Here is a 20,656-nt window from a genome sequence, read left to right as displayed (position 1 = left end):
CCCTAGCCTCGTCAGGATCCGTCAGCGATGACGGAGCGACGACGAAGGAGTCACGCATGTTCCACGCATCGACCGCGCTGATCGCTGCCGCCGAGGAGGAGGCACCGACCTACGACGTGGCCTTCGTGCCGCCGGAGGGTGTGCTCGTCATCCTCGGCTTCACGATGGTCCTCGTGTTCATGACGCTGATCATGACCAAGCGCCTCACCCCGATGGTGGCCCTGATCCTCGTGCCGACCGCCTTCGGGCTCTTCGCGGGAGCAGGGCTCGGGCTCGGCGACATGATCCTCTACTCGATCGGCACCATGGCGCCCACGGCCGCGCTGCTGATGTTCGCGATCATGTTCTTCGGCATCATGATCGACGTCGGCCTCTTCGATCCCCTCATCCGGCTGATCACGCGGGTGCTCGGCGACGACCCCGCGAAGGTGGTGCTCGGGACGGCGATCCTCGCGGGCGCGGTGTCCCTCGACGGCGACGGCTCGACGACCTTCATCATCACGACCTCCGCGATGCTGCCCATCTACCTCCGCCTCGGCATGAGCCCCGTCGTCCTCACCTGTGTCGCCGGCCTCATGAACGGCACGCTCAACATCGTCCCGTGGGGCGGCCCGACCGTGCGCGCCGCGACCGCGCTCGGTGTCCAGCCGACGGAGATCTTCGTGCCGATGCTCCCCGCCCTCGGCGCAGGCATCGTCGTGACGCTCGGCTTCGCCTGGCTCCTCGGGCTGGGGGAGCGGCGGCGTCTGGGGCGGATCGACGCGGACGGCCGGCTCACCGGAGCCGACGGCGGCGTCCTCTCCTCGGTGCCCCGGATCTTCCGCGGCGCCGAGCTCAAGCCGGGCGCTCGTGCCTCGCTGCGCACCGGCAACCTCGTCGTCGTCGCCGGCGGACACGCTCCGGTCGCCGCCGGGAGCGTCGACCCCGCGGACACGGCGATGGCCGACACCATGCTGGATCCCGCCCGCCCGACCCTGCGTCCGCGGCTGATCTGGTTCAACCTCCTCCTGACCGTCGCGGTCATGGTGCTCCTGGTGATCGACATCCTTCCGCTGCCCTACGTGTTCATGGTCGGCGCGGGCATCGCGCTCGTCGTCAACTTCCGCGGCATCAAGGACCAGGCGGCGGAGATCGTCGCGCACGCCCCGAGCATCGTCGGTGTCGTGTCGATGGTCATCGCCGCCGGCGTCCTCGTGGGGGTCCTCTCCGGCACCGGCATGGTCGACGCGATGGCGACGTGGATCACGAACGTGCTGCCGCCCGCACTCGGCCCGTTCCTCGCCCCGATCACGGGCGTGCTGTCCATCCCGTTCACGTTCTTCATGTCGAACGACGCCTTCTACTTCGGGATCCTCCCCGTGCTCGCCCAGAGCGCGGCGAACTTCGGCATCGATCCGGTCGAGATGGCCAGGGCCTCGATCACCGGGCAGCCGGTGCATCTGCAGAGCCCGCTCGTGCCCGCGATCCTGCTGCTCGTCTCCCTCGCCGGGGTGAACCTCGGAGACCACCATCGCAAGGTGCTGTGGCGCGCGGTCATCGTGTCGCTCGTGATGCTGGGGATCGGCATCCTGGTCGGTGCCGTCCCGTTCTTCGTCGCGCAATGACCGCGCCCCGGTGCCGCGCTAGGCTCGCCCCGTGATCACACTCCTGTATCGCGGCCTGATGTACCTCGTGTCGGCCGGCCTCGGTCTGCTGGCGGCGGACCTCCTCCTCGACGGTTTCCAGATCCAGTGGGACCAGTGGTGGGGGTTCGTCGTGTGCATCGTCGTGTTCGCCGTGCTGCAGAGCGTTCTGTCGCCGTGGGTCAGCAGGCTCGCCGACCGCTATGCGCCCGTGCTCATGGGCGGCATCGGGATCTTCTCCACGCTCATCGCCCTCATGGTCGTCGTGCTGCTTCCCATCGGGGGCCTGCGCATCGTCGACCTGACCGGGTGGCTGCTGGGCGCCGTCATCGTCTGGCTCGTGACGGCGCTCGGCAGCGTGCTGCTGCCGCTCATCTTCCTGCGGCGCCGGATGGAGGGCCGCACCGGCCGTCGCTCGGGTCGAAGGGCTGCGCGTCAGATGGAGTAGTCCGGGGCGGTCAGCAGAGCCCTGGTGTCCTCACCGGCGGTCCGCTGACGCGGCTTCGCCGGCACACCCACGAGCACGCTGTCGGCGGGGGCGTCCTTGGTGACCACGGCGTTGGCGCCCACCACCGAACGGGCTCCGACCGTGACGGGGCCGAGGATCTTCGCCCCCGCGCCCACGGCCACGCCGTCCTGCAGGGTGGGGTGCCGCTTGCCGACGTCCCTGGTCCGCCCGCCGAGGGTCACACCGTGGTACATCAGCACGTCATCGCCGATCTCCGCCGTCTCGCCGATGACGACGCCCATGCCGTGATCGATGAAGAAGCGTCGGCCGATCCGGGCGCCGGGATGGATCTCGACGCCCGTCAGCCACCGGGCGACCTGCGACCCGGTGCGGGCGAGGAGCCGGAGGCGCCGCCGCCACAGCGCGTGCGAGATGCGGTGCGCCCAGATGGCGTGCAGCCCCGGGTAGAGCAGCGCGACCTCGACCGCGGTGCGCGCGGCCGGGTCGCGAAGGCGCGCGGCGGCGATGTCCTCGCGCATTCGCCCGATCATGCCCATCGACGACTTCAGTCCTCGCGCAGATCCTCGAACAGGGCGGTGGAGAGGTACCGCTCGCCGGTGTCCGGGATGATCACGACGATGGTCTTGCCGGCGTTCTCCGGGCGCGCGGCGACGGTCAGCGCGGCCGAGACGGCGGCACCGGAGGACATGCCGACCAGCAGACCCTCCTTCGCCGCGAGCGCGCGGGCCACGCGCAGCGAGTCCTCGAACTCCGCCGTGATGATCTCGTCGAGCACCTCGCGGTCGAGCACGTCGGGCACGAAGTTCGGGCCGATGCCCTGAATCTTCTGCGGTCCGGGGTGCCCTTCGGTCAGGACGGGGGAGTCCTTGGGTTCGACGGCGATGACCTGGACCTCGGGCTTCGCCGCCTTCAGGGCCTGGCCGGTGCCGGTGACCGTGCCGCCCGTGCCCACGCCGGCGATGAAGATGTCGACCGCGCCGTCGGTGTCGCGCAGGATCTCCTGCGCCGTGGTCTCGCGGTGGATCTGCGGGTTCGCCGCGTTCTCGAACTGGCGGATCCAGATGGCGCCCGGGGTCTCGTCGACGATGCGCTTGACCTCCTCGATCGCCCCCTTCATGCCCTTCGTGGGGTCGGTGAGGACGATCTCCGCGCCGAACGCCTTGAGCAGCACGCGGCGCTCCTTCGACATCGAGGCGGGCATCGTGAGGATGACGCGGTAGCCGCGCGCGGCGCCCACCATGGCGAGGGCGATGCCGGTGTTGCCGCTCGTCGACTCCACGATCGTCCCGCCGGGGGCGAGCTCACCGGCGGCCTCGGCGGCGTTGATCATGGCGATGCCGATGCGGTCCTTCACGCTGGACGCCGGGTTGTAGTACTCGAGCTTCGCGAGCACGGTGGCGCCGAGGCCCTCGGTCACGCGGTTGAGGCGGACGAGCGGGGTGTTCCCGAAAGCGGTGGTGATGTCGGGGTGGATGCCGGACATGGGGGAGCCTTCCTGTGCGGGTGCGCTGCCGATCCAGCCTAGGCGAGCGCGATGGGGGACGGGGCATTGTGACGGTCGCGCACTCTACGCTGGAGCCATGCCCGACCTCTCCCTCGCCGCCGCCGTGCGCGCCGCGGCGCAGCGTCTCGCCGACGCCGGCGTGCCCGACCCCCTCGTCGATGCGGAGCTGCTCGCCGGACACGTCCGCGGACAGCGCAGGGGAGAGGTGCAGGCGGCGGTGATCCGCGGCGACCGGCTCACCGATGACGACGCGGCGGCGCTGGACGCCCTCGTCGACCGCCGCGCGCGCAGGGAGCCGTTGCAGCACCTCACCGGAACTGCGCCGTTCCGGCACCTGGAGCTCGCGGTCGGCCCTGGCGTCTTCGTCCCGCGTCCCGAGACGGAGACGGTGGTGCAGTACGCGATCGACGCTCTCCTGGGTTCGGGGGAGCCGTCACCGATCGGGGTCGACCTCGGCACCGGCAGCGGCGCGATCGCGCTCGCGATGGCCACCGAGGTGCCGCACGCCCGGGTGTACGCCGCTGAGCTCTCTCCGGAGGCGCACGCCTGGGCCCGACGCAACGTCGCGGGCGTCGAGAACCTCACCCTCGTGCTCTCGGACCTGGCAGACGCGTTCCCCGAGCTCGACGGCACCGCGAGCGTCGTCATCTCCAACCCGCCGTACGTGCCGGCGCAGGCGATCCCCCGCGATCCGGAGGTCCGGCTGTTCGATCCGGCGCTGGCCCTCTACGGCGGAGAGGACGGTCTCGACGTCGTCCGCGTCCTCAGCACGCGCGCACTGCGACTGCTCCGGCCCGGGGGGACGCTGGTGATCGAGCACGGTGAGCTGCAGGGCGCTCCGATCCGGGAGCTGCTCGCGGCGGACGGCTGGCGGGCCGCGGCCACCCATCGCGATCTGACGCTGCGCGATCGCGCCACCACCGCCGTGCGTCCCTGATCAGCAGACGTCGAGCTCGTCCCGAACCCGCCCCGCGTAGAATCGAACCGTCATGTCCCCCATCTTCGACTGCAGCGACGAGGCGCAGCTGCTCGCCGGGATGCGCAACGCGCGTCAGGCGATCGGCCGCGGCGACCTCATCGTCATCCCCACCGACACCGTCTACGGCGTCGCCGCCGACGCCTTCTCGCCGCCCGCGGTGCAGCGCCTCCTGGATGCCAAGGGGCGCGGCCGCAATCAGCCGCCGCCCGTTCTCGTCGGCACGAAGGAGACGCTGACGGCCCTCGCGGAGGAGGTCCCGGAGCCGGTCCAGCGCCTCGTCGACGCGTTCTGGCCCGGCGGCCTCACGATCGTCCTTCCCGCGCAGCCCTCGCTGGTGTGGGACCTGGGGGAGACCAGGGGGACCGTGGCCGTGCGCATGCCCGAGGGGCGCGTGGTTCTCGAACTGCTGGCCGAGACCGGGCCGCTCGCGGTGTCCAGCGCCAACCTCACCGGGAAGGCGGCGGCGATCTCCGCGCTCGACGCCGAGAAGATGCTGGGCGACAGCGTCGCCGTGTATCTGGACGACGGCATGAGCAGGAACGGCGTCGCGTCCACGATCATCGACGCCACCTCGCTCGTCCGCCGCGCCTCCGACGCCGAGCCGGGCGTGGTCCGGGTCCTGCGGGACGGCGTGGTGACGAGAGAGCAGCTGCGCGAGGTCCTGGGCGATCTGCTCGAGCCGGAGCCGCAGGACGGGGATTCGTGAAGCAGTACCTCTTCACGATCATCGTCACCGCCGCGATCACCTTCGTGCTGACGTGGGCGGTGTGGCGGTTGAGCCTGCGCTTCAAGCTGTATCCCGGCATCCGCGAGCGCGACGTGCACACCACGCCGACGCCCCGCCTCGGCGGCGTCGCGATCTTCTTCGGCATCGTGGCCGCCTTCGCGATCTCGGCGGCCAACCCCTTCTTCCAGAGCATCTGGACGCCCCCGCAGACCATGTGGTCCATCCTCGCGGCCGCCCTCCTCATCGCCGTGATCGGGGTCATGGACGACCTCTGGGACATCGATTGGATGATCAAGCTCGGCGCGCAGTTCCTCGCCGCGGGCATCATCACCGTGGGTGGCGGCCTGCAGATCCTCTCCCTGCCGTTCGGCGACCTCATCGTGGTGTCGAGCTGGCTGAGCATCACGATCACGATGTTCGCGATCGTGATCGTCATGAACGCCGTCAACTTCATCGACGGCCTCGACGGTCTCGTCGCCGGCGTCTGCCTGATCTCCAACGGGGTGTTCTTCGCCTACTCGTACATCTTCACGCGCGACTCCGGTGCCTCGAGCTACTTCAACCTCTCCACGTTCCTCGCCGCGGTCCTCATCGGGGCGTGCCTCGGGTTCCTGCCGTTGAACTGGAGCCCGGCGAAGCTGTTCATGGGCGACTCCGGTGCGCTCGTCATCGGCCTGCTCATGGCGACGTCGGCCATCGCGATCACCGGACAGATGGACCCCTCGGCGCTGGACCCGGAGCGCCTCGGACGCTCGCAGCTGATCGGTGCCTTCCTGCCCATCCTGCTTCCGCTGCTCGTCGTGCTCCTGCCGCTCCTGGACTTCGGGCTCGCCGTGCTGCGCCGGATGAGCGCCGGCCGCTCGCCGTTCTCCCCGGACCGCAAGCACCTGCACCACCGGATGCTGGACCTCGGTCACCGCGACCGCGACGCCGTCCTCATCTTCTACGCCTGGACGGCCGTCATCTCGCTCGCCGTCCTCCTGATGTACGTCGGCGCCAGGGAGGACTGGCCGGGCCAGTACATCCCCGGCGTCGTGTTCGGCGTCGTCGGCATCGCCGCGTGCCTCGTCATCACCCTGAGTCCCACCCGCCGACGCAAGACCGCCGCGGGCGCCGCGCCCGACCCGATCCCTCTGGAGCCCCGATGAGCCCGAGCCCCGTTTCCAGCACCCCGATCCTGCGTCGCACGCTCATCTGGTCGGCCGTGGCCACCGTCGTGCTCGCCCTCGTCGCCGGCGGCATCGGATTCGCCGTCGCGCAGGGGGAGGGGCTGATCAGCGGACTGCTCGGCGTGCTCCTCGCTGCGCTCTTCCTCGGCATCACCGGGCTGAGCATCCTCATCGCGAACCGGTGGTACGGCGACCCGCTCTATGTGCAGCTCTTCTTCGCGATCGTGCTCGGCGGCTGGCTGCTGAAGCTCGGCGTCTTCGTCGTCGTGATGATCCTGCTCGCGGGACAGCCGTGGATCGAGCCGATGGTGTTCTTCCTGTCGATCGTGGCGGGCGTGCTCATGTCGCTGATCATCGACGTGGTCGTCCTGACCCAGATGCGCCTGCCGAACGTCAGCGACACCACGCTGCCCACCGAGGTGCCGGAGGACCGCGCCCCGGGAGCAGCGAACGATGCCCCGGACGGCCCGGCGGACACGGCCCCGCGGTCTTAGGGCACCCTTGGATTCTGATAGTGTTGAGGAGTGCCCGCCGCTCGCCCGCGAGCGCTTGCGCTGTGTAGCACACCGACCATCGTCGCCCCGGTTCTGACCGGTGCCCCGAAGCTGGAGCCCGCGCTGTTTAATCTTGCTGCGACCCTGACCCCCCGACTCGCGTCCTCTGATGGCGAGTTCCACGGCCCTTCGATCGATGAGTTCTTCCCGGAGATCCTCTTCCACGTCGGACCCATCCCGGTCAACCGGATCCACCTGATCCAGTTGCTCTCGGTGATCGCCGTCGTCCTGATCCTCTGGCTCGGCACCCGCCGCATGAAGGTCGTGCCCGGCCGGTTCCAGAGCCTCGTCGAGATGGGCCTCGGCTTCGTCCGCGGCGGCATCGCCCACGACCTGTTGGGCCGCAAGGACGGCGACCGGTTCCTGCCGATCCTCACCACGATCTTCTTCATGGTGCTGTTCATGAACATCACGGGCATCATCCCGTTCCTGAACATGCCGGGAACGGCGATCATCGCGGTGCCGCTCACGCTCGCCGTGGTCAGCTACGTCACGTTCATCTACGCCGGCATCAAGAAGAGCCCGAAGAACTTCTTCAAGAACGCCCTCTTCCCGTCGGGCGTGCCGTGGCCGGTCTACTTCATCGTCACGCCGATCGAGCTCATCTCGACGTTCATCATCCGCCCGGTGACCCTCACCCTGCGACTGCTGATGAACCTCGTCGTCGGCCACATGATCCTGGTCCTCTGCTTCGCAGCGACCCAGTTCTTCTTCTTCACCGCGGGTGGCGGCTGGGCCGCCCTCGGTATCGGAACCCTCGCCTTCGGTGGCGCCTTCACTCTCTTCGAGATCCTGGTGGCCGTCCTGCAGGCATACGTCTTCACCGTCCTCACCGCGGTCTACATCCAGCTCGCGGTCGCAGAAGAGCACTGAGCGGGCGGGCAACAGCCCTCCCACCCAACGAAAGGAAAAACCCGTGGACGCAACTACGGTTCTCGCTGAAATCAACGGCCACCTCGCGGCGGTCGGCTACGGCCTCGCGGCCATCGGCCCGGCCATCGGTGTGGGCATCGTGGTCGGCAAGACCATCGAGGGCGTCGCCCGTCAGCCCGAGCTGGCCGGTCGCCTGCAGGTCCTCATGTGGATCGGTATCGCCTTCACCGAGGCGCTTGCGTTCGTCGGCATCGCCGTCGGATTCATCCCCTTCCCGTAATCCCCACCGACTTCTGAAGGAGACAGGATGCTGAACGCTCTTGTCACGAACCTCGCGGCTGAGGGTGAGGCGGCGAACAACCCGCTGATCCCCGCGTGGTACGACATCATCTGGTCGGGCTTCTGGTTCCTCATCATCCTCGCCGTCGTGTGGAAGGTCGCCCTTCCCCGTCTGACGAAGATGCTCGACGAGCGGTCCGCCGCCATCGAGGGCAACATCGCCAAGGCCGATGAGGCGCAGAAGCAGGCGGAAGCGGCTCTCGAGGAGTACACCCGGCAGCTCGCCGAGGCGCGTACCGAGGCCGGTGAGATCCGTGAGGCCGCCCGTGAGGACGGCAAGAAGATCATCGCCGAGGCGAAGGAGACCGCAGCCAGCGAGGCCGCGCGTCTGACCGCCACCGCGCACACGCAGATCGAGGCCGAGCGCCAGACGGCTCTCGTCTCCCTGCGCAGCGAGGTCGGCTCGCTCGCTCTCGACCTCGCCGGCGGCGTGGTCGGCGAGACGCTCTCCGACGACGCTCGCGCGGCCGCCGTGGTCGACCGCTTCCTCGCCGATCTCGAAGCATCCGAGAAGGCGGCTCAGTAATGGGCAGCGCGACCGCTCAGGCACTCGCGGCATCCACTCAGACGCTTGCCGCAGCGAAGGACGTCACCCTCGAGACCGCGCGCGAGCTGTTCGCGTCCGCGCGGGCCGTGGGCGAATCGTCTCAGCTGAGCGGCGCGCTGGCTGACCCCTCGGCTCCGGCCACGGCCCGGCAGAACGTCGTGTCCGCGGTGTTCGGCCAGTACGGCTCCGCAGCGCAGGGCGTCCTGCGCACCGCGGTCGCCGAGCGCTGGTCGAACGCGTCCGAGCTGATCGACGGCCTCGAAGAGCTCGCGATCCGGGCGGCGACCATCGCCGAGCCCGGCGCGGACATCGAGGGAGAGCTCTTCGGCTTCTCGCGCGTGATCGCGGCGAACCCGGAGCTCGAACTCGCTCTCGGCAGCCGGCTCGGGGGAGAGGACGCGAAGGCCGCCCTGGTCGAGCGTCTCCTCGCCGACGCCTCCGCCAGCGCTCCGACGGCCCTCATCGTCACGTCCCTCGTGCGTCAGCCGCGCGAGCGCCGGGTGCGGCAGCTGCTGAGCCGGGCGATGCGCATCGTCTCGAGCCAGCGCGGCCGCCTCGTGGCCACGGTGCACACGGCGACCGAGCTCAGCGACGCCCAGCGCACGCGACTCGGCCAGACGCTCTCGCAGCGATACGGCGGCCAGGTGTCCCTCAACGTCGTCATCGACCCCAGCGTCGTCGGAGGCCTGCGCGTGCAGATCGCCGATGACGTCATCGACGGCAGCATCTCCGCACGACTCGCCGACCTTCGCCAGAAGCTCGCGGGCTAACACGACTTCGCGCGGGGAACCGCGCACCCAGATACAAAGGGAAGACAATGGCAGAACTATCGATCAGCCCCGACGTCATCCGTGACGCGCTGAAGGATTTCGCCGCCGCGTACGAGCCCACCGGGGCCGCGGCGACCGAGGTCGGCACCGTCATCGACGCCGCCGACGGCATCGCTCACGTCGAGGGACTTCCCGGCGTCATGGCGAACGAGCTCGTGACCTTCGCCGACGGCACCAAGGGTCTCGCGCTGAACCTCGACGAGCACGAGATCGGCGTCGTCGTCCTCGGCGACTTCACCGGCATCGAGGCCGGTCAGGAAGTCACCCGCACGGGTGAGGTCCTCTCCGTCCCGGTCGGTGACGGCTACCTCGGCCGCGTGGTCGACCCGCTCGGCAACCCGATCGACGGCCTCGGCGCGATCGCGACCGAGGGTGTCCGCGAGCTCGAGCTCCAGGCCCCCGGCGTCATGCAGCGCAAGTCGGTCCACGAGCCGATGCAGACCGGCATCAAGGCCATCGACGCGATGATCCCGGTTGGCCGCGGCCAGCGCCAGCTCATCATCGGCGACCGTCAGACCGGCAAGACGGCCATCGCGATCGACACGATCATCAACCAGAAGGCCAACTGGGAGTCCGGCGACGTCAACAAGCAGGTCCGCTGCATCTACGTCGCCATCGGTCAGAAGGGCTCGACCATCGCTTCGGTGAAGGGCGCGCTCGAAGAGGCCGGCGCTCTGGAGTACACCACCATCGTGGCGGCTCCGGCGTCCGACCCCGCCGGCTTCAAGTACCTCGCTCCGTACACCGGTTCGGCCATCGGCCAGCACTGGATGTACGGCGGCAAGCACGTCCTGATCATCTTCGACGACCTGTCGAAGCAGGCCGAGGCCTACCGTGCCGTCTCCCTGCTGCTCCGCCGCCCGCCGGGCCGCGAGGCCTACCCGGGCGACGTCTTCTACCTGCACTCGCGTCTGCTCGAGCGGTGCGCGAAGCTGTCCGACGAGCTCGGTGCCGGCTCGATGACGGGTCTCCCGATCATCGAGACCAAGGCGAACGACGTCTCGGCGTACATCCCGACCAACGTGATCTCGATCACCGACGGCCAGATCTTCCTGCAGTCCGACCTCTTCAACGCCAACCAGCGTCCCGCGGTCGACGTGGGTATCTCGGTGTCGCGTGTCGGTGGTGACGCCCAGGTGAAGTCGATCAAGAAGGTCTCCGGAACGTTGAAGCTGGAGCTGGCGCAGTACCGCTCGCTCGAGGCGTTCGCGATGTTCGCGTCGGACCTCGACGCCGCGTCGCGCCGTCAGCTCTCGCGCGGTGCCCGTCTGACCGAGCTGCTCAAGCAGCCGCAGTACTCGCCGTACCCGGTGGAGGAGCAGGTCGTCTCGATCTGGGCCGGCACCAACGGCAAGCTCGACTCGATCGAGGTCGAGGACGTGCTGCGCTTCGAGCGCGAGCTGCTCGACTACCTGCGTCGCAACACCAAGGTGCTCGACACGCTGCGGGAGACGAACGTGCTGGACGACGCGACCGTCGCCGAGCTCGACAAGCAGACCGACAACTTCCTCCTGGAGTTCCAGGGCGGCAAGGGCCACGCCATCGGCGCCCCTGGTCACGAGGAGCACGCTGCGGCCGAGGCCGAGGACGTCAACCAGGAGAAGATCGTCAAGGGTCGTCGCGCGTAATCGCGTGAGGTACTGATTCATGGGCGCTCAACTCAGGGTCTACAAGCAGAAGATCTCTTCTGCTCAGACGACCAAGAAGATCACGAAGGCGATGGAACTCATCGCGGCTTCGCGCATCCAGAAGGCGATGGCACGCGTCAAGGCGTCCACTCCCTTCGCGCGGGCCGTGACGAGGGCCGTGTCCGCCGTCGCGACGCACTCGAACGTCGACCACCCGCTCACCCGCGAGCCCGAGACGATCCGCCGCTCCGCGGTCGTGATCTTCTCGTCGGACCGCGGCCTCGCCGGAGCCTTCAACTCGCAGATCCTCCGTGAGGGTCTCGAGGTCGCGGAGCTCCTGCGTGAGCAGGGCAAGGAGCCGGTGTTCTACCTCGTGGGCCGCAAGGCCGTCGGGTACTTCCAGTTCCGTCGTATCGAGGCCGCTGCAGAGTGGACCGGCGACACCGACACCCCCTCGTTCCACACGGCGGAGGAGATCTCGCAGACGCTTCTCGAGGCCTTCAACCGTGGGGGAGAGGACGGCGGCGTCGACGAGATCCACCTCGTGTACAACCGCTTCGTCAGCATGATGACGCAGTCGCCGGAGTCCGTGCGCCTGCTGCCGCTGGAGATCGCGGAGGCCGACGACTCGGAGGCGGGCAGCACCGTCTACCCGCTGTACGAGTTCGAGCCCGACGCCGAGACGGTGCTCGACGCGATCCTGCCGGTGTACATCCAGAGCCGCGTCTTCAACGCCCTCCTGCAGTCGTCCGCCGCCAAGCAGGCCGCGACGCAGAAGGCGATGAAGTCGGCCAGCGACAACGCCGACAAGCTCATCACCGACTACACCCGCCTGCGCAACAACGCGCGTCAGGCCGAGATCACCCAGCAGATCGCCGAGATCGTCGGTGGCGCCGACGCTCTCGCATCGAGCTGACAGACCCTCAGGAAAGAGACGAAGAAATGACCACCACCGCCACGGCTGAGCAGCCGGCGACCGCGGTCGTCGGGCGCGTCGCCCGCGTCAACGGTCCGGTTGTCGACATCGAGTTCCCGCACGACTCGATCCCCGACATCTACAACGCGCTGAAGACGACGATCACGATCGGCGAGGAGTCCACCGAGATCACGCTCGAGGTCGCGCAGCACCTCGGCGACGATCTGGTCCGCGCCATCGCCCTGAAGCCGACCGACGGCATCGTCCGCGGTCAGGAGGTGCGTGACACCGGTGAGGCCATCTCGGTCCCCGTCGGTGACATCACCAAGGGCAAGGTCTTCAACGTGATCGGCGAGGTCCTCAACGGCGAGCCCGGTGAGACCATCGAGGTCACGGAGCGCTGGCCCATCCACCGCAAGGCCCCGAACTTCGACCAGCTCGAGTCGAAGACCACGATGTTCGAGACGGGCATCAAGTCGATCGACCTCCTCACCCCGTACGTGCAGGGTGGGAAGATCGGTCTCTTCGGTGGTGCCGGCGTCGGCAAGACCGTCCTCATCCAGGAGATGATCCAGCGCGTCGCGCAGGACCACGGTGGCGTGTCGGTGTTCGCCGGTGTCGGTGAGCGCACCCGTGAGGGCAACGACCTCATCCACGAGATGGAGGAGGCGGGCGTCTTCGACAAGACCGCCCTCGTCTTCGGCCAGATGGACGAGCCGCCGGGGACGCGTCTGCGCGTCGCGCTGTCGGCTCTGACGATGGCGGAGTACTTCCGTGACGTGCAGAAGCAGGACGTGCTGCTCTTCATCGACAACATCTTCCGCTTCACGCAGGCCGGTTCCGAGGTCTCCACGCTGCTGGGCCGCATGCCCTCCGCCGTGGGGTACCAGCCGAACCTCGCCGACGAGATGGGCCTCCTCCAGGAGCGCATCACCTCGACGCGCGGTCACTCGATCACCTCCCTGCAGGCGATCTACGTGCCGGCCGACGACTACACTGACCCGGCTCCGGCCACGACCTTCGCGCACCTCGACGCGACGACCGAGCTCTCGCGTGAGATCGCGTCGAAGGGTCTGTACCCGGCCATCGACCCGCTGACCTCGACGTCGCGCATCATGGACCCCCGCTACTTGGGCGAGGACCACTACCGCGTGGCCACCACGGTCAAGCAGATCCTCCAGAAGAACAAGGAGCTGCAGGAGATCATCGCCATCCTCGGTGTCGACGAGCTCTCCGAGGAAGACAAGATCGTCGTGTCGCGTGCACGTCGCATCCAGCAGTTCCTCTCGCAGAACACCTACATGGCGAAGAAGTTCACGGGCGTCGAGGGTTCGACCGTGCCGCTGAAGGAGACCATCGAGTCGTTCGATGCGATCACCCGCGGTGACTTCGACCACGTCGCCGAGCAGGCCTTCTTCAACGTCGGTGGCATCTCCGACGTGGAGGAGCGCTGGGCGCAGATCCAGAAGGAGAACGCCTGACCATGGCGCTGCATGTCAGCCTCGTCTCCGCCGACGCGGAGGTCTGGACGGGAGAGGCGAGCCTCGTGGTCGCCAAGACCGTCGAGGGCGAGATCGGCTTCATGTCCGGTCACGAGCCGGTGCTGGCCATCCTCGCCGAGGGCCAGGTCCGGATCACCCAGACGGATGGCGCCAAGGTGCTGGCGAACGCGCAGGACGGATTCCTCTCGATGGAGGGCGACGTCCTGACGATCGTGGCCGGCAACGCGGCACTCATCTCCTGACAGTCCTGTACATCGCGTCCGCCTCGACACCCGCCCGGGTGCCGAGGCGGACGCGTCTCTTTTCCCCGAGGTCCTATGAAGATCCTGCTCCCGCCGTCCGAGACCAAGCGCGAGGGCGGTGACGGCAGCCCGCTGGACGTGTCGGCGCTCGCGCTTCCCGATCTCGCGCCGCAACGGAACGCCGTGATCGACGCGCTCATCGCTCTCGCGGACGACGAGGACTCGGCGCGCCGCGTGCTCAAGCTCAGCGAACGGCAGCGAGGAGACATCGCACACAACAGGGCTCTGCGGAGCGCACCCACGATGCCCGCGGTGGACCGCTACACCGGGGTGCTGTTCGACGCCCTCGACGCGGGATCGCTGTCCACCGCGTCCCGCCGCTGGCTGGATGCCCATGTGTGGATCCACAGCGCCCCGTTCGGTCCCGTCGCCGCCCTGGACGGGGTTCCGACGTATCGGCTCGCTGCCGGCACGGCGCTGCCCGGAGTGGCGCCGCTCCGCCGTCACTGGGCCGATCCGACGTCGGCGGCGATCGCGGCCGACGCCCCCGCGTTCGTCCTCGATCTGCGCAGCGAGGCCTACGCAGCGCTCGGTCCGGTCCCGCGCGCGGTGTCGTCGGCGTACGTGCGGGTCGTCACGGAGCAGGGGAGAGCCCTGAACCACTTCAACAAGAAGAGCAAGGGGCTGCTCGTGCGCGCGCTGGCGGAGGATCGTCCGCGGCTCGGCTCTCTCCGTGCGCTGCAGCGGTGGGCCCAGGCGCATGACGTCGTGCTCCGGGACGGGAAGGTGCCCGGCGAGGTCGAGCTGGTCGTCGCCGACTGACGCCCGCCCCGAGCCCGGCGAATCGCCTCCGGCGGTCGTTGCCGCCCCCTGGGCGCACCGCTACCATGTCCAATGCGAGGCGGGGAGTCTCGTGGTGGGGGACGAAAGCCGTCTCCCCTGACCAGAGAATGTGAGCCTCATGGGTTACGACGACTACGGAGCGGGCTATCTCGGCCTGCTCTTCGCCTACTTCTTCGTCATTCTGCTGATCGCGGTCGCCGGATACGTCCTGGTGTCGCTCTTCTACATGAAGATCTTCCAGAAGGCCGGAGTCCAGGGGAACTGGCGCGCCTGGGTGCCGGTCTACAACTCCATGATCTTCTTCAAGCTCGGCGACCTGAGTCCGTGGCTCGTCCTCTACGGGATCGCGGGCGCCGCGCTGCTGAGCTGGATCGGCATCGGCTTCCTGTTCTCGCTGGCCCTCGGGGTGCTCTCGGCCATCGCCGCGTGGCGCGTGGGTCTCAAGCTCCAGAAGGACGCCGTCTGGGTCGTCCTCTACGTCTTCCTCGCCGTCGTCTGGCTCGGCATCAACGCCTTCGACAAGTCGCGCTGGAACCCGAACATCCAGCCGGCACCGTGGGCGGGCAACGGATTCCTCGGCGACCGCACGGTCTGGGACGGCATCCCCGTCCAGCCCGCCGCGGCCGCGCCGCAGCAGGGCTACGGCGCGCCCCAGGGGTACGGTGCCCCGCAGGGCTACGGCACCCCTCCGCAGGGGTACGCTCCTCCGACGCAGCCGTACACCCCGCCCGCCGCTCCGGGCTACGCACCGCCGGCCGCGCCGACCGCTCCGGCGACGGGAGCGCCGATCCCTCCGGTGCCGCCCACCACTCCGCCGGCTCCGCCCGCGGCTCCGCCCACCACGCCTCCCGCGCCTCCCGCGGCTCCGCCTGCGGCGCCTCCGGCTCCGCCGACCACGCCGAACGATCCCACGCAGCCTCCTGCGTGACGACGGTGGAAGAACCCCCGGCCTCCGGACCGGGGGTTCTTCGCGTCCGTGGTGCCGGCACGCCCCGACATGCCGCTAACGTGGAGGCATGGACTCGTCGCACCGGAGGGCCGTGCACTCTCCTCCTTTCGTCCCGCGCCCCGTTCACAAAGATCCCGGTGCGGAGCAGGAGAGCGAGTTCCACTACGATGTGTGAGTATCCTGCGCCCGTCCCCTTCGCCGCAGGTCCATCGGAGGCAGTTCGTGGCTGAGACCAAGACGCACACCGTCACGGTTGCGCATCGTCCGTTGCTGCTGTCCTGGGCCGGGGTCACCGACCAGGGGCGACGCCGGGAGACGAATCAGGACGCGCTGCTCGCCGAGTACCCGTTGTTCATCGTCGCGGACGGCATGGGCGGCCACGCCGGCGGGGAGATCGCCAGCCAGAGCACCGTCACCCGGCTGCGCGCGGTGGTGGACGCGGACGAGGTCTCTCCGTCCGCGATCGAGAAGGCGCTCGCTCTCGCGGTGGACGACATCGCCGGGCACCCGGACACCACCGATGAAGGCACCGGCACCACGCTCACCGGTGTGTATCTCGATGAGCGCGAGGGGGAACCGCACTGGGTGGCGCTGAACATCGGCGATTCCCGCGTGTATCTCCTCCGCGACGACCGGCTGCTGCAGGTCACGACGGATCACTCCGTCGTGCAGGAGCTCATCACGGCGGGCAAGCTCAGCCCGGAAGAGGCCGAGGGACACCCGTACAGCAACGTGATCACCCGCGCCGTCGGCGCCAGTGAGCTCACCGCGCCGGACTACGTGACCATCGACGTGCGGCCGGGAGATCGCTTCGTGATCTGCTCCGACGGACTCACGAAGGAGCTCACGGACTACGGCATCCAGCACTTCCTCCGCGCGCACGCCGATCCGGGGGAGAGCGTCGACGCGATGCTCGCCGCGGCTCTCGACAACGGCGGTCGCGACAACGTCACCGTGATCGTCCTGCAGGTCAGCGACCCCGAGGACTCCTCCTCCCCATCCGACGACTCCGCGGAGTAGCGCCCCGCAGCCTGTGGAGAGGCCGCATCGGCACCGGGGGTGGGATGCACTGGGGGCATGGACCCTTCGCCGCTGCTCCTGCCGTCCGCATCGACACCGCTCCGCCGCCGCCCGCTTCCCCTCGTCGCCGCCGTCGTCCCCGTGGCGGCCGGCCTCGCGCTCTGGATGACGACGGGGGCCGTGCACGCGCTGTGGTTCGCGGCTCTCGGTCCCCTGATGCTGGGCGCTTCTCTCCTCGATACGGCCCGGGGGCGCCGCCGGGAACGGAAGGCCGACGCGCTCAGGGTGAGCACCGCCTGGGCCGACATCGAGGCCGAGCTGCATCGTCGCCACGCGCAGGAGCGGGCGCAGGGGGAACGCCGTCATCCGGATGCGGCATCCTGCATCCGCGACCGACCGTTGCGGGATGCCCGACCGCCGGGCGACGACACCCCGCTGGTGGTGGGACGCGGATCCCGGGCGAGCGGGGTGCGCTGCGAAGGCGGTGACGACGCCCGTGCTCACGCCTTCCGCCGCCGCTGCGCGGTGTTGGAGGACGCGCCGTGGGTCGTCGCCCTCGGCCGTGGGGTGTGCCTCCGCGGCCGGGAGCCGCTCGTGCAGGCCGCGGCTCGCGCTCTCGTGATCCAGCTCTGCCTGCGCTTCTCGCCGAGCGTGCTGTCCCTCGTCGGCGACGAGGGGTGCGACCCGGCGCTCCGAGCGCTTCCGCATGCGCAGCGGGCGCGACGCGGCGGATTCCGTCTCGCCCTCGCCACCGGTTCGGCCGGCGGGGCGGGAGCCGGTGCGGATGCCGTGATCTGGACCGTTCCGTCCGGCGCCGAGGTCCCGGAGGGCATCACGACGGTGATCGACATCGAGGAACCGGGCGCGGCCACGCTGCGGACGCCGGACGGCGAGGCCGACCTCGCCGTGGAGTTCCTCTCTTCCGCCCAGGCAGCGGCCGCGGCGGAGCTGTGCGGCGCGCGGGACGGGGCGGCACCCGCCGTCACCGCGACAGCCCTGCGAGACCTTCCGCAGCCGCCGGCGGGGCCGGGCCTCCGCGTCGCGCTGGGCACCGGGAGGGATGGCGCGCCCGTGGGAGCCGACATCGTCGAGGACGGTCCGCACGCCATCGTGACCGGGATGACGGGCACGGGCAAGAGCGAGCTCCTCGTCAGCTGGGTCGTCGCGGTCTGCGCGGGACACGGCCCTGACCGGGTGAGCTTCCTCCTCGCGGACTTCAAGGGAGGAACGGCCTTCGACCGGTTGCGCGGTCTGCCGCAGGTGGTCGGCGTCATCACCGACCTCGATGAGACGGAGGCGCGACGCGGGGTCGCCAGCCTCGCCGCCGAGATGCGGCGTCGCGAGGCAGCCCTCGCCGCGATGGGCGCCCGGGACGTGCGCGAGACCGACCTGCCCCGTCTGGTCATCGTCGTCGACGAGTTCGCCGCCTTGCTGCAGGAGCACGCGGAGCTCGCGGCGGTGTTCACCGATGTCGCGGCGCGGGGGCGTGCGCTGGGCATGCACCTGATCCTGGGCACCCAGCGCGCCGCCGGTGTCATCCGTGACGCTCTCGCGACGAACTGCCCGCTGCGGATCAGCCTCCGCGTCGCGGAGGCCGCCGACAGTCGAGCGGTGATCGGGACCGGGGAAGCGGCGGATCTGCCCGGGGGCGCGGACGGGCGCGGTCGGGCGCTGCTCCGACGCCCCCAGGACGAGGAGCCCCACCCCGTGCGCACAGCGCTCGCGGATGACGAGCACATCCGTCGCATCGGGGAGCGGTGGCCCGGTACGACTCCGTCCGCACCGCCGTGGCACCCGGCCCTCCCCACGCACCTGCCGCTCGAGACGCTGCTGGCCGGGTCGAGGACGGGCGACCGGAGAACCGAGGAGGGGCCGCTGATCGTGCTCGGACGCGCCGACGACCCCGACCACCAGGCGCAGCCGCTGGTGGTCCTGCGTCCGGGGCACGAGCGCGGCCTCGCTGTGCTCGGCGCTCCGGGGACCGGCAGGACGACAGCGCTGCGCGTGATCGCCGCGCAGTATCCGGAATGCACGTGGTTCCCTGATGACCCCGAGAGCGCCGTCGATCAGCTCCTCGCATGGACGGAGGAGGACGGCGCTCCGTCCGATGTCGTGCTCGCCGACGACCTCGACGCTCTCCATGCGGCGCTGCCTCTCGAAGACGGTCAGGACTTCGTCCAGCGCTGGGAGCACCTCGTGCGGTCGAAGGCGGCCGTCACCTGGGTGCTGGCGGCGAGCCGGGCCGTGGGCCCTCTGGCGCGCGTGTTCGATGCGCTTCCGCGACGGGCGGTGCTCCGGATGCCCACCCGGGTCGAGCACCTCGCCGCCGGTGGCGAGCTGGCGGCCTTCCGACGAGACCGGCCGCCGGGGCGGGCGGTCCTCGAGGAGCGGGAGATGCAGTTCGCGTGGATCGACACCGAGGGCGTGCCCGTACGGCCGGTGCAGCCCCTCCGAAAGGTGGCGCCGGCCTGGGCACCGGCGGGGGAGCTGACGGCGCTGGTCACCCCGGGCGCGGCCTCGGTCGTCGAGACGCTGGCCTCGGCGCACCCGGAGTGGGACGTGCAGGCCGCTCGTCCCGAGACGAGCCGGACCGGCAAGCCGCTCGTGCTCGTCGCCGATGCCGAGAGCTGGCAGCGTCACTGGGCGCTGTGGCAGCGGGTGCGGTCGCACGGGGAGGTGCTCATCCGGGCGGAGCGGCCCAGCGAGCTGCGTCAGCTCGTCGGCGTCCGCGTCCGCCCGCCGTACGCCCGACCCGACGCCGGACGCGCGTGGTCCGTGATCGGCGACCGCGCACCCCGGCGTGTGGTCATCGATGCTCTGGGGCGTCGATGACCACCCGACGGCGGCACACGGATCCCGTGCCGCGGATATGCGGTCAGATACCCGCGCCGGGCCGGACGACGCCGACGCGGGAGCCGCCACCGAGCACCGCGAGCGGCATGGCCTCGGCCAGCGCGGTCACGTCGGCCTCGCTGAGGCCGCCGGCGCGCGCCAGCAGCGTGGCGGCCACGATCGTCGATGCCCGGGCACCGCCGTCCAGCATCTTGAGGGCGACCGTGGTCCCGTTCGGAGCCACCATCACCATGACGCCCTCCGCGCCGCCCTTCGCGAAGACGCCGAGCCGCTCGATCGCGATCGTGTCAGGGCGCCCCGGGCCATCGATGGTCCAGGGGTTCTCGCGGACGGCCTTCACCAGGGCGCCGGCCACCCGATGCAGCGCGAACGGGGAGCGCTCGGAGGCGGTGCCGACGCGGTGGATCGCACGGGCCAGGCCCGTGAGGGTGAGGGCGTACACCGGGGCGCCGCAGCCGTCGATCGCGGTGTGCGCCATCTTCTCGCCGGTCAGGCGTTCGATGACGTCACGGATGTGGGCCTGGAGCGGGTGGGTCGGTTCGAGGTAGCCCTCGACGGGCCAGCCGGTCGCGATGCAGGCGCGGAGCATCGCGGCGTGCTTGCCCGAGCAGTTCATTCGGACCCGAGCCTCCTGGCCGTGCTCGCGCACCATCTCGTCGCGGGTCGCGGAGTCGCTCGGCCACGCCGGGGGACAGGCGAGGTCGTCCTCGTTGAGGCCGCCGGCGGTGAGCATCTCGCGAACGACCTCGGCGTGCCGGTCGGTTCCGGAATGGCTGGCGGTGGACAGAGCCAACTGCTCTCCCTCGAGCACGGCGCCCGCCGTGAGGCAGGCGACTGCCTGCAGGGGCTTGAGGCTGGAGCGGGGGAGGATCAGTGCCTCCGCGTTCCCATGCCGCGCGACCACCTCGCCCTCGGGCGACAGCACGACGGCCGCACCGGCATGACGCGACTCGATGAAGCCGCTCCGCTCCACGACGGCGAGTTCGACGGAATCCTGAACGGTGAGAGTCTCCAGCACCCGACAACTCTACCGGCGGGTGCGGCGCGGCTCCGTCGAGGGCGGAGCCCGGGTGTCGGCGCCGCCTGGCAG

21 protein-coding genes are annotated in these 20,656 nt (G+C 69.9%); 18 read left to right on the top strand and 3 right to left on the bottom strand.

Going from position 1 to position 20,656, the window contains the following annotated elements:
* Positions 1-56: 56 nt before the first annotated feature.
* Together BV453_RS16025 and BV453_RS16020 are read left to right on the top strand one after the other, a co-directional pair.
* Positions 57-1,604 carry a CitMHS family transporter gene (locus BV453_RS16025; protein WP_249522037.1) on the top strand — a complete coding sequence of 516 codons (1,548 nt, stop codon included), beginning with the start codon at positions 57-59 and terminating at the stop codon, positions 1,602-1,604.
* Positions 1,605-1,635: 31 nt separating this feature from the next.
* The gene (locus tag BV453_RS16020) at positions 1,636-2,070 is read left to right on the top strand and encodes a phage holin family protein (protein WP_249522036.1); all 435 of its coding nucleotides are present in this window, start codon (positions 1,636-1,638) and stop codon (positions 2,068-2,070) included.
* Here BV453_RS16020 and epsC read toward each other — a convergent pair.
* Entirely contained in the window at positions 2,058-2,627 is a 570-nt protein-coding gene (epsC, locus tag BV453_RS16015; protein ID WP_025103140.1) for a serine O-acetyltransferase EpsC, read from the bottom strand. The genes BV453_RS16020 and epsC overlap by 13 nt on opposite strands.
* Positions 2,628-2,635: 8 nt before the next feature.
* Positions 2,636-3,574 carry a cysteine synthase A gene (cysK, locus tag BV453_RS16010; protein WP_249522035.1) on the bottom strand — a complete coding sequence of 313 codons (939 nt, stop codon included), beginning with the start codon at positions 3,572-3,574 and terminating at the stop codon, positions 2,636-2,638.
* 97 nt (positions 3,575-3,671) lie between these two features.
* On the opposite strand from cysK, the gene prmC reads away from it, so the two are divergent.
* The 16 genes from prmC (at position 3,672) to BV453_RS15930 (ending at position 19,545) form a co-directional block, all read left to right on the top strand.
* Positions 3,672-4,532 (top strand): peptide chain release factor N(5)-glutamine methyltransferase, encoded by an 861-nt coding sequence (prmC, locus tag BV453_RS16005; RefSeq protein WP_025103142.1) that lies wholly within the window; start codon positions 3,672-3,674, stop codon positions 4,530-4,532.
* A gap of 52 nt (positions 4,533-4,584) precedes the next feature.
* Positions 4,585-5,280: an L-threonylcarbamoyladenylate synthase gene (locus BV453_RS16000; RefSeq protein WP_025103143.1), complete on the top strand. Its 696-nt coding sequence runs from the start codon at positions 4,585-4,587 to the stop codon at positions 5,278-5,280.
* Complete coding sequence (locus tag BV453_RS15995; protein ID WP_025103144.1) at positions 5,277-6,449, top strand: MraY family glycosyltransferase; 1,173 nt, start codon at positions 5,277-5,279, stop codon at positions 6,447-6,449. The genes BV453_RS16000 and BV453_RS15995 overlap by 4 nt, the downstream gene beginning before the upstream one ends.
* Positions 6,446-6,964, top strand: a complete 519-nt coding sequence (locus BV453_RS15990) for a hypothetical protein (protein ID WP_025103145.1) — start codon at positions 6,446-6,448, stop codon at positions 6,962-6,964. Before BV453_RS15995 ends, BV453_RS15990 begins: the two co-directional genes overlap by 4 nt.
* A 144-nt stretch (positions 6,965-7,108) precedes the next feature.
* On the top strand, positions 7,109-7,897 hold the full coding sequence (gene atpB / locus BV453_RS15985; protein ID WP_036292497.1) for a F0F1 ATP synthase subunit A: 789 nt from the start codon (positions 7,109-7,111) through the stop codon (positions 7,895-7,897).
* 43 nt (positions 7,898-7,940) lie between these two features.
* Entirely contained in the window at positions 7,941-8,177 is a 237-nt protein-coding gene (gene atpE / locus BV453_RS15980) for an ATP synthase F0 subunit C (RefSeq protein WP_025103147.1), read from the top strand.
* A 27-nt stretch (positions 8,178-8,204) separates the two neighbouring features.
* Positions 8,205-8,762 carry a F0F1 ATP synthase subunit B gene (locus tag BV453_RS15975; protein WP_025103148.1) on the top strand — a complete coding sequence of 186 codons (558 nt, stop codon included), beginning with the start codon at positions 8,205-8,207 and terminating at the stop codon, positions 8,760-8,762.
* On the top strand, positions 8,762-9,553 hold the full coding sequence (locus BV453_RS15970) for a F0F1 ATP synthase subunit delta (protein WP_249522034.1): 792 nt from the start codon (positions 8,762-8,764) through the stop codon (positions 9,551-9,553). Before BV453_RS15975 ends, BV453_RS15970 begins: the two co-directional genes overlap by 1 nt.
* A 47-nt stretch (positions 9,554-9,600) precedes the next feature.
* The gene (gene atpA / locus BV453_RS15965; RefSeq protein WP_062634989.1) at positions 9,601-11,241 is read left to right on the top strand and encodes a F0F1 ATP synthase subunit alpha; all 1,641 of its coding nucleotides are present in this window, start codon (positions 9,601-9,603) and stop codon (positions 11,239-11,241) included.
* A 19-nt stretch (positions 11,242-11,260) separates the two neighbouring features.
* A complete protein-coding gene (locus tag BV453_RS15960; protein ID WP_025103151.1) occupies positions 11,261-12,157 on the top strand; it encodes a F0F1 ATP synthase subunit gamma in 897 nt (298 codons plus the stop codon).
* A 26-nt stretch (positions 12,158-12,183) separates the two neighbouring features.
* Positions 12,184-13,638, top strand: a complete 1,455-nt coding sequence (gene atpD / locus BV453_RS15955) for a F0F1 ATP synthase subunit beta (RefSeq protein WP_025103152.1) — start codon at positions 12,184-12,186, stop codon at positions 13,636-13,638.
* A 2-nt stretch (positions 13,639-13,640) separates the two neighbouring features.
* Positions 13,641-13,901 (top strand): F0F1 ATP synthase subunit epsilon, encoded by a 261-nt coding sequence (locus BV453_RS15950; protein WP_025103153.1) that lies wholly within the window; start codon positions 13,641-13,643, stop codon positions 13,899-13,901.
* A 75-nt stretch (positions 13,902-13,976) separates the two neighbouring features.
* Complete coding sequence (locus BV453_RS15945) at positions 13,977-14,723, top strand: YaaA family protein (RefSeq protein WP_249522033.1); 747 nt, start codon at positions 13,977-13,979, stop codon at positions 14,721-14,723.
* Between the two features lie 139 nt (positions 14,724-14,862).
* On the top strand, positions 14,863-15,672 hold the full coding sequence (locus BV453_RS15940) for a DUF4794 domain-containing protein (protein ID WP_025103155.1): 810 nt from the start codon (positions 14,863-14,865) through the stop codon (positions 15,670-15,672).
* A 243-nt stretch (positions 15,673-15,915) separates the two neighbouring features.
* Entirely contained in the window at positions 15,916-16,713 is a 798-nt protein-coding gene (locus BV453_RS15935) for a PP2C family serine/threonine-protein phosphatase (protein WP_025103156.1), read from the top strand.
* A 57-nt stretch (positions 16,714-16,770) separates the two neighbouring features.
* Positions 16,771-19,545: an FtsK/SpoIIIE domain-containing protein gene (locus BV453_RS15930; RefSeq protein ID WP_249522032.1), complete on the top strand. Its 2,775-nt coding sequence runs from the start codon at positions 16,771-16,773 to the stop codon at positions 19,543-19,545.
* A gap of 43 nt (positions 19,546-19,588) precedes the next feature.
* Here BV453_RS15930 and BV453_RS15925 read toward each other — a convergent pair whose 3' ends face one another.
* On the bottom strand, positions 19,589-20,584 hold the full coding sequence (locus BV453_RS15925; RefSeq protein WP_249522031.1) for an asparaginase: 996 nt from the start codon (positions 20,582-20,584) through the stop codon (positions 19,589-19,591).
* Positions 20,585-20,656 lie beyond the last annotated feature (72 nt).

The organism is Microbacterium sp. ER1 (genome assembly GCF_023383675.1).
Lineage (GTDB): Bacteria > Actinomycetota > Actinomycetes > Actinomycetales > Microbacteriaceae > Microbacterium.
Note: the sequence above shows the minus strand (reverse complement) of the source record. Positions and strands in the feature narration are given on the sequence as shown.

What these genes read in the sequence shown, in the direction of transcription:
- BV453_RS15970 (WP_249522034.1), top strand. Translation starts at nt 8,762, where the DNA reads ATGGGCAGCGCGACCGCTCAGGCACTCGCGGCATCCACTCAGACGCTT.
- BV453_RS16025 (WP_249522037.1), top strand. Translation starts at nt 57, where the DNA reads ATGTTCCACGCATCGACCGCGCTGATCGCTGCCGCCGAGGAGGAGGCA.
- epsC (WP_025103140.1), bottom strand. Translation starts at nt 2,627, where the DNA reads ATGGGCATGATCGGGCGAATGCGCGAGGACATCGCCGCCGCGCGCCTT.
- cysK (WP_249522035.1), bottom strand. Translation starts at nt 3,574, where the DNA reads ATGTCCGGCATCCACCCCGACATCACCACCGCTTTCGGGAACACCCCG.
- BV453_RS15975 (WP_025103148.1), top strand. Translation starts at nt 8,205, where the DNA reads ATGCTGAACGCTCTTGTCACGAACCTCGCGGCTGAGGGTGAGGCGGCG.
- BV453_RS16000 (WP_025103143.1), top strand. Translation starts at nt 4,585, where the DNA reads ATGTCCCCCATCTTCGACTGCAGCGACGAGGCGCAGCTGCTCGCCGGG.
- BV453_RS15940 (WP_025103155.1), top strand. Translation starts at nt 14,863, where the DNA reads ATGGGTTACGACGACTACGGAGCGGGCTATCTCGGCCTGCTCTTCGCC.
- prmC (WP_025103142.1), top strand. Translation starts at nt 3,672, where the DNA reads ATGCCCGACCTCTCCCTCGCCGCCGCCGTGCGCGCCGCGGCGCAGCGT.
- atpA (WP_062634989.1), top strand. Translation starts at nt 9,601, where the DNA reads ATGGCAGAACTATCGATCAGCCCCGACGTCATCCGTGACGCGCTGAAG.
- BV453_RS15990 (WP_025103145.1), top strand. Translation starts at nt 6,446, where the DNA reads ATGAGCCCGAGCCCCGTTTCCAGCACCCCGATCCTGCGTCGCACGCTC.
- atpD (WP_025103152.1), top strand. Translation starts at nt 12,184, where the DNA reads ATGACCACCACCGCCACGGCTGAGCAGCCGGCGACCGCGGTCGTCGGG.
- BV453_RS15945 (WP_249522033.1), top strand. Translation starts at nt 13,977, where the DNA reads ATGAAGATCCTGCTCCCGCCGTCCGAGACCAAGCGCGAGGGCGGTGAC.
- BV453_RS15950 (WP_025103153.1), top strand. Translation starts at nt 13,641, where the DNA reads ATGGCGCTGCATGTCAGCCTCGTCTCCGCCGACGCGGAGGTCTGGACG.
- BV453_RS15960 (WP_025103151.1), top strand. Translation starts at nt 11,261, where the DNA reads ATGGGCGCTCAACTCAGGGTCTACAAGCAGAAGATCTCTTCTGCTCAG.
- BV453_RS15930 (WP_249522032.1), top strand. Translation starts at nt 16,771, where the DNA reads ATGGACCCTTCGCCGCTGCTCCTGCCGTCCGCATCGACACCGCTCCGC.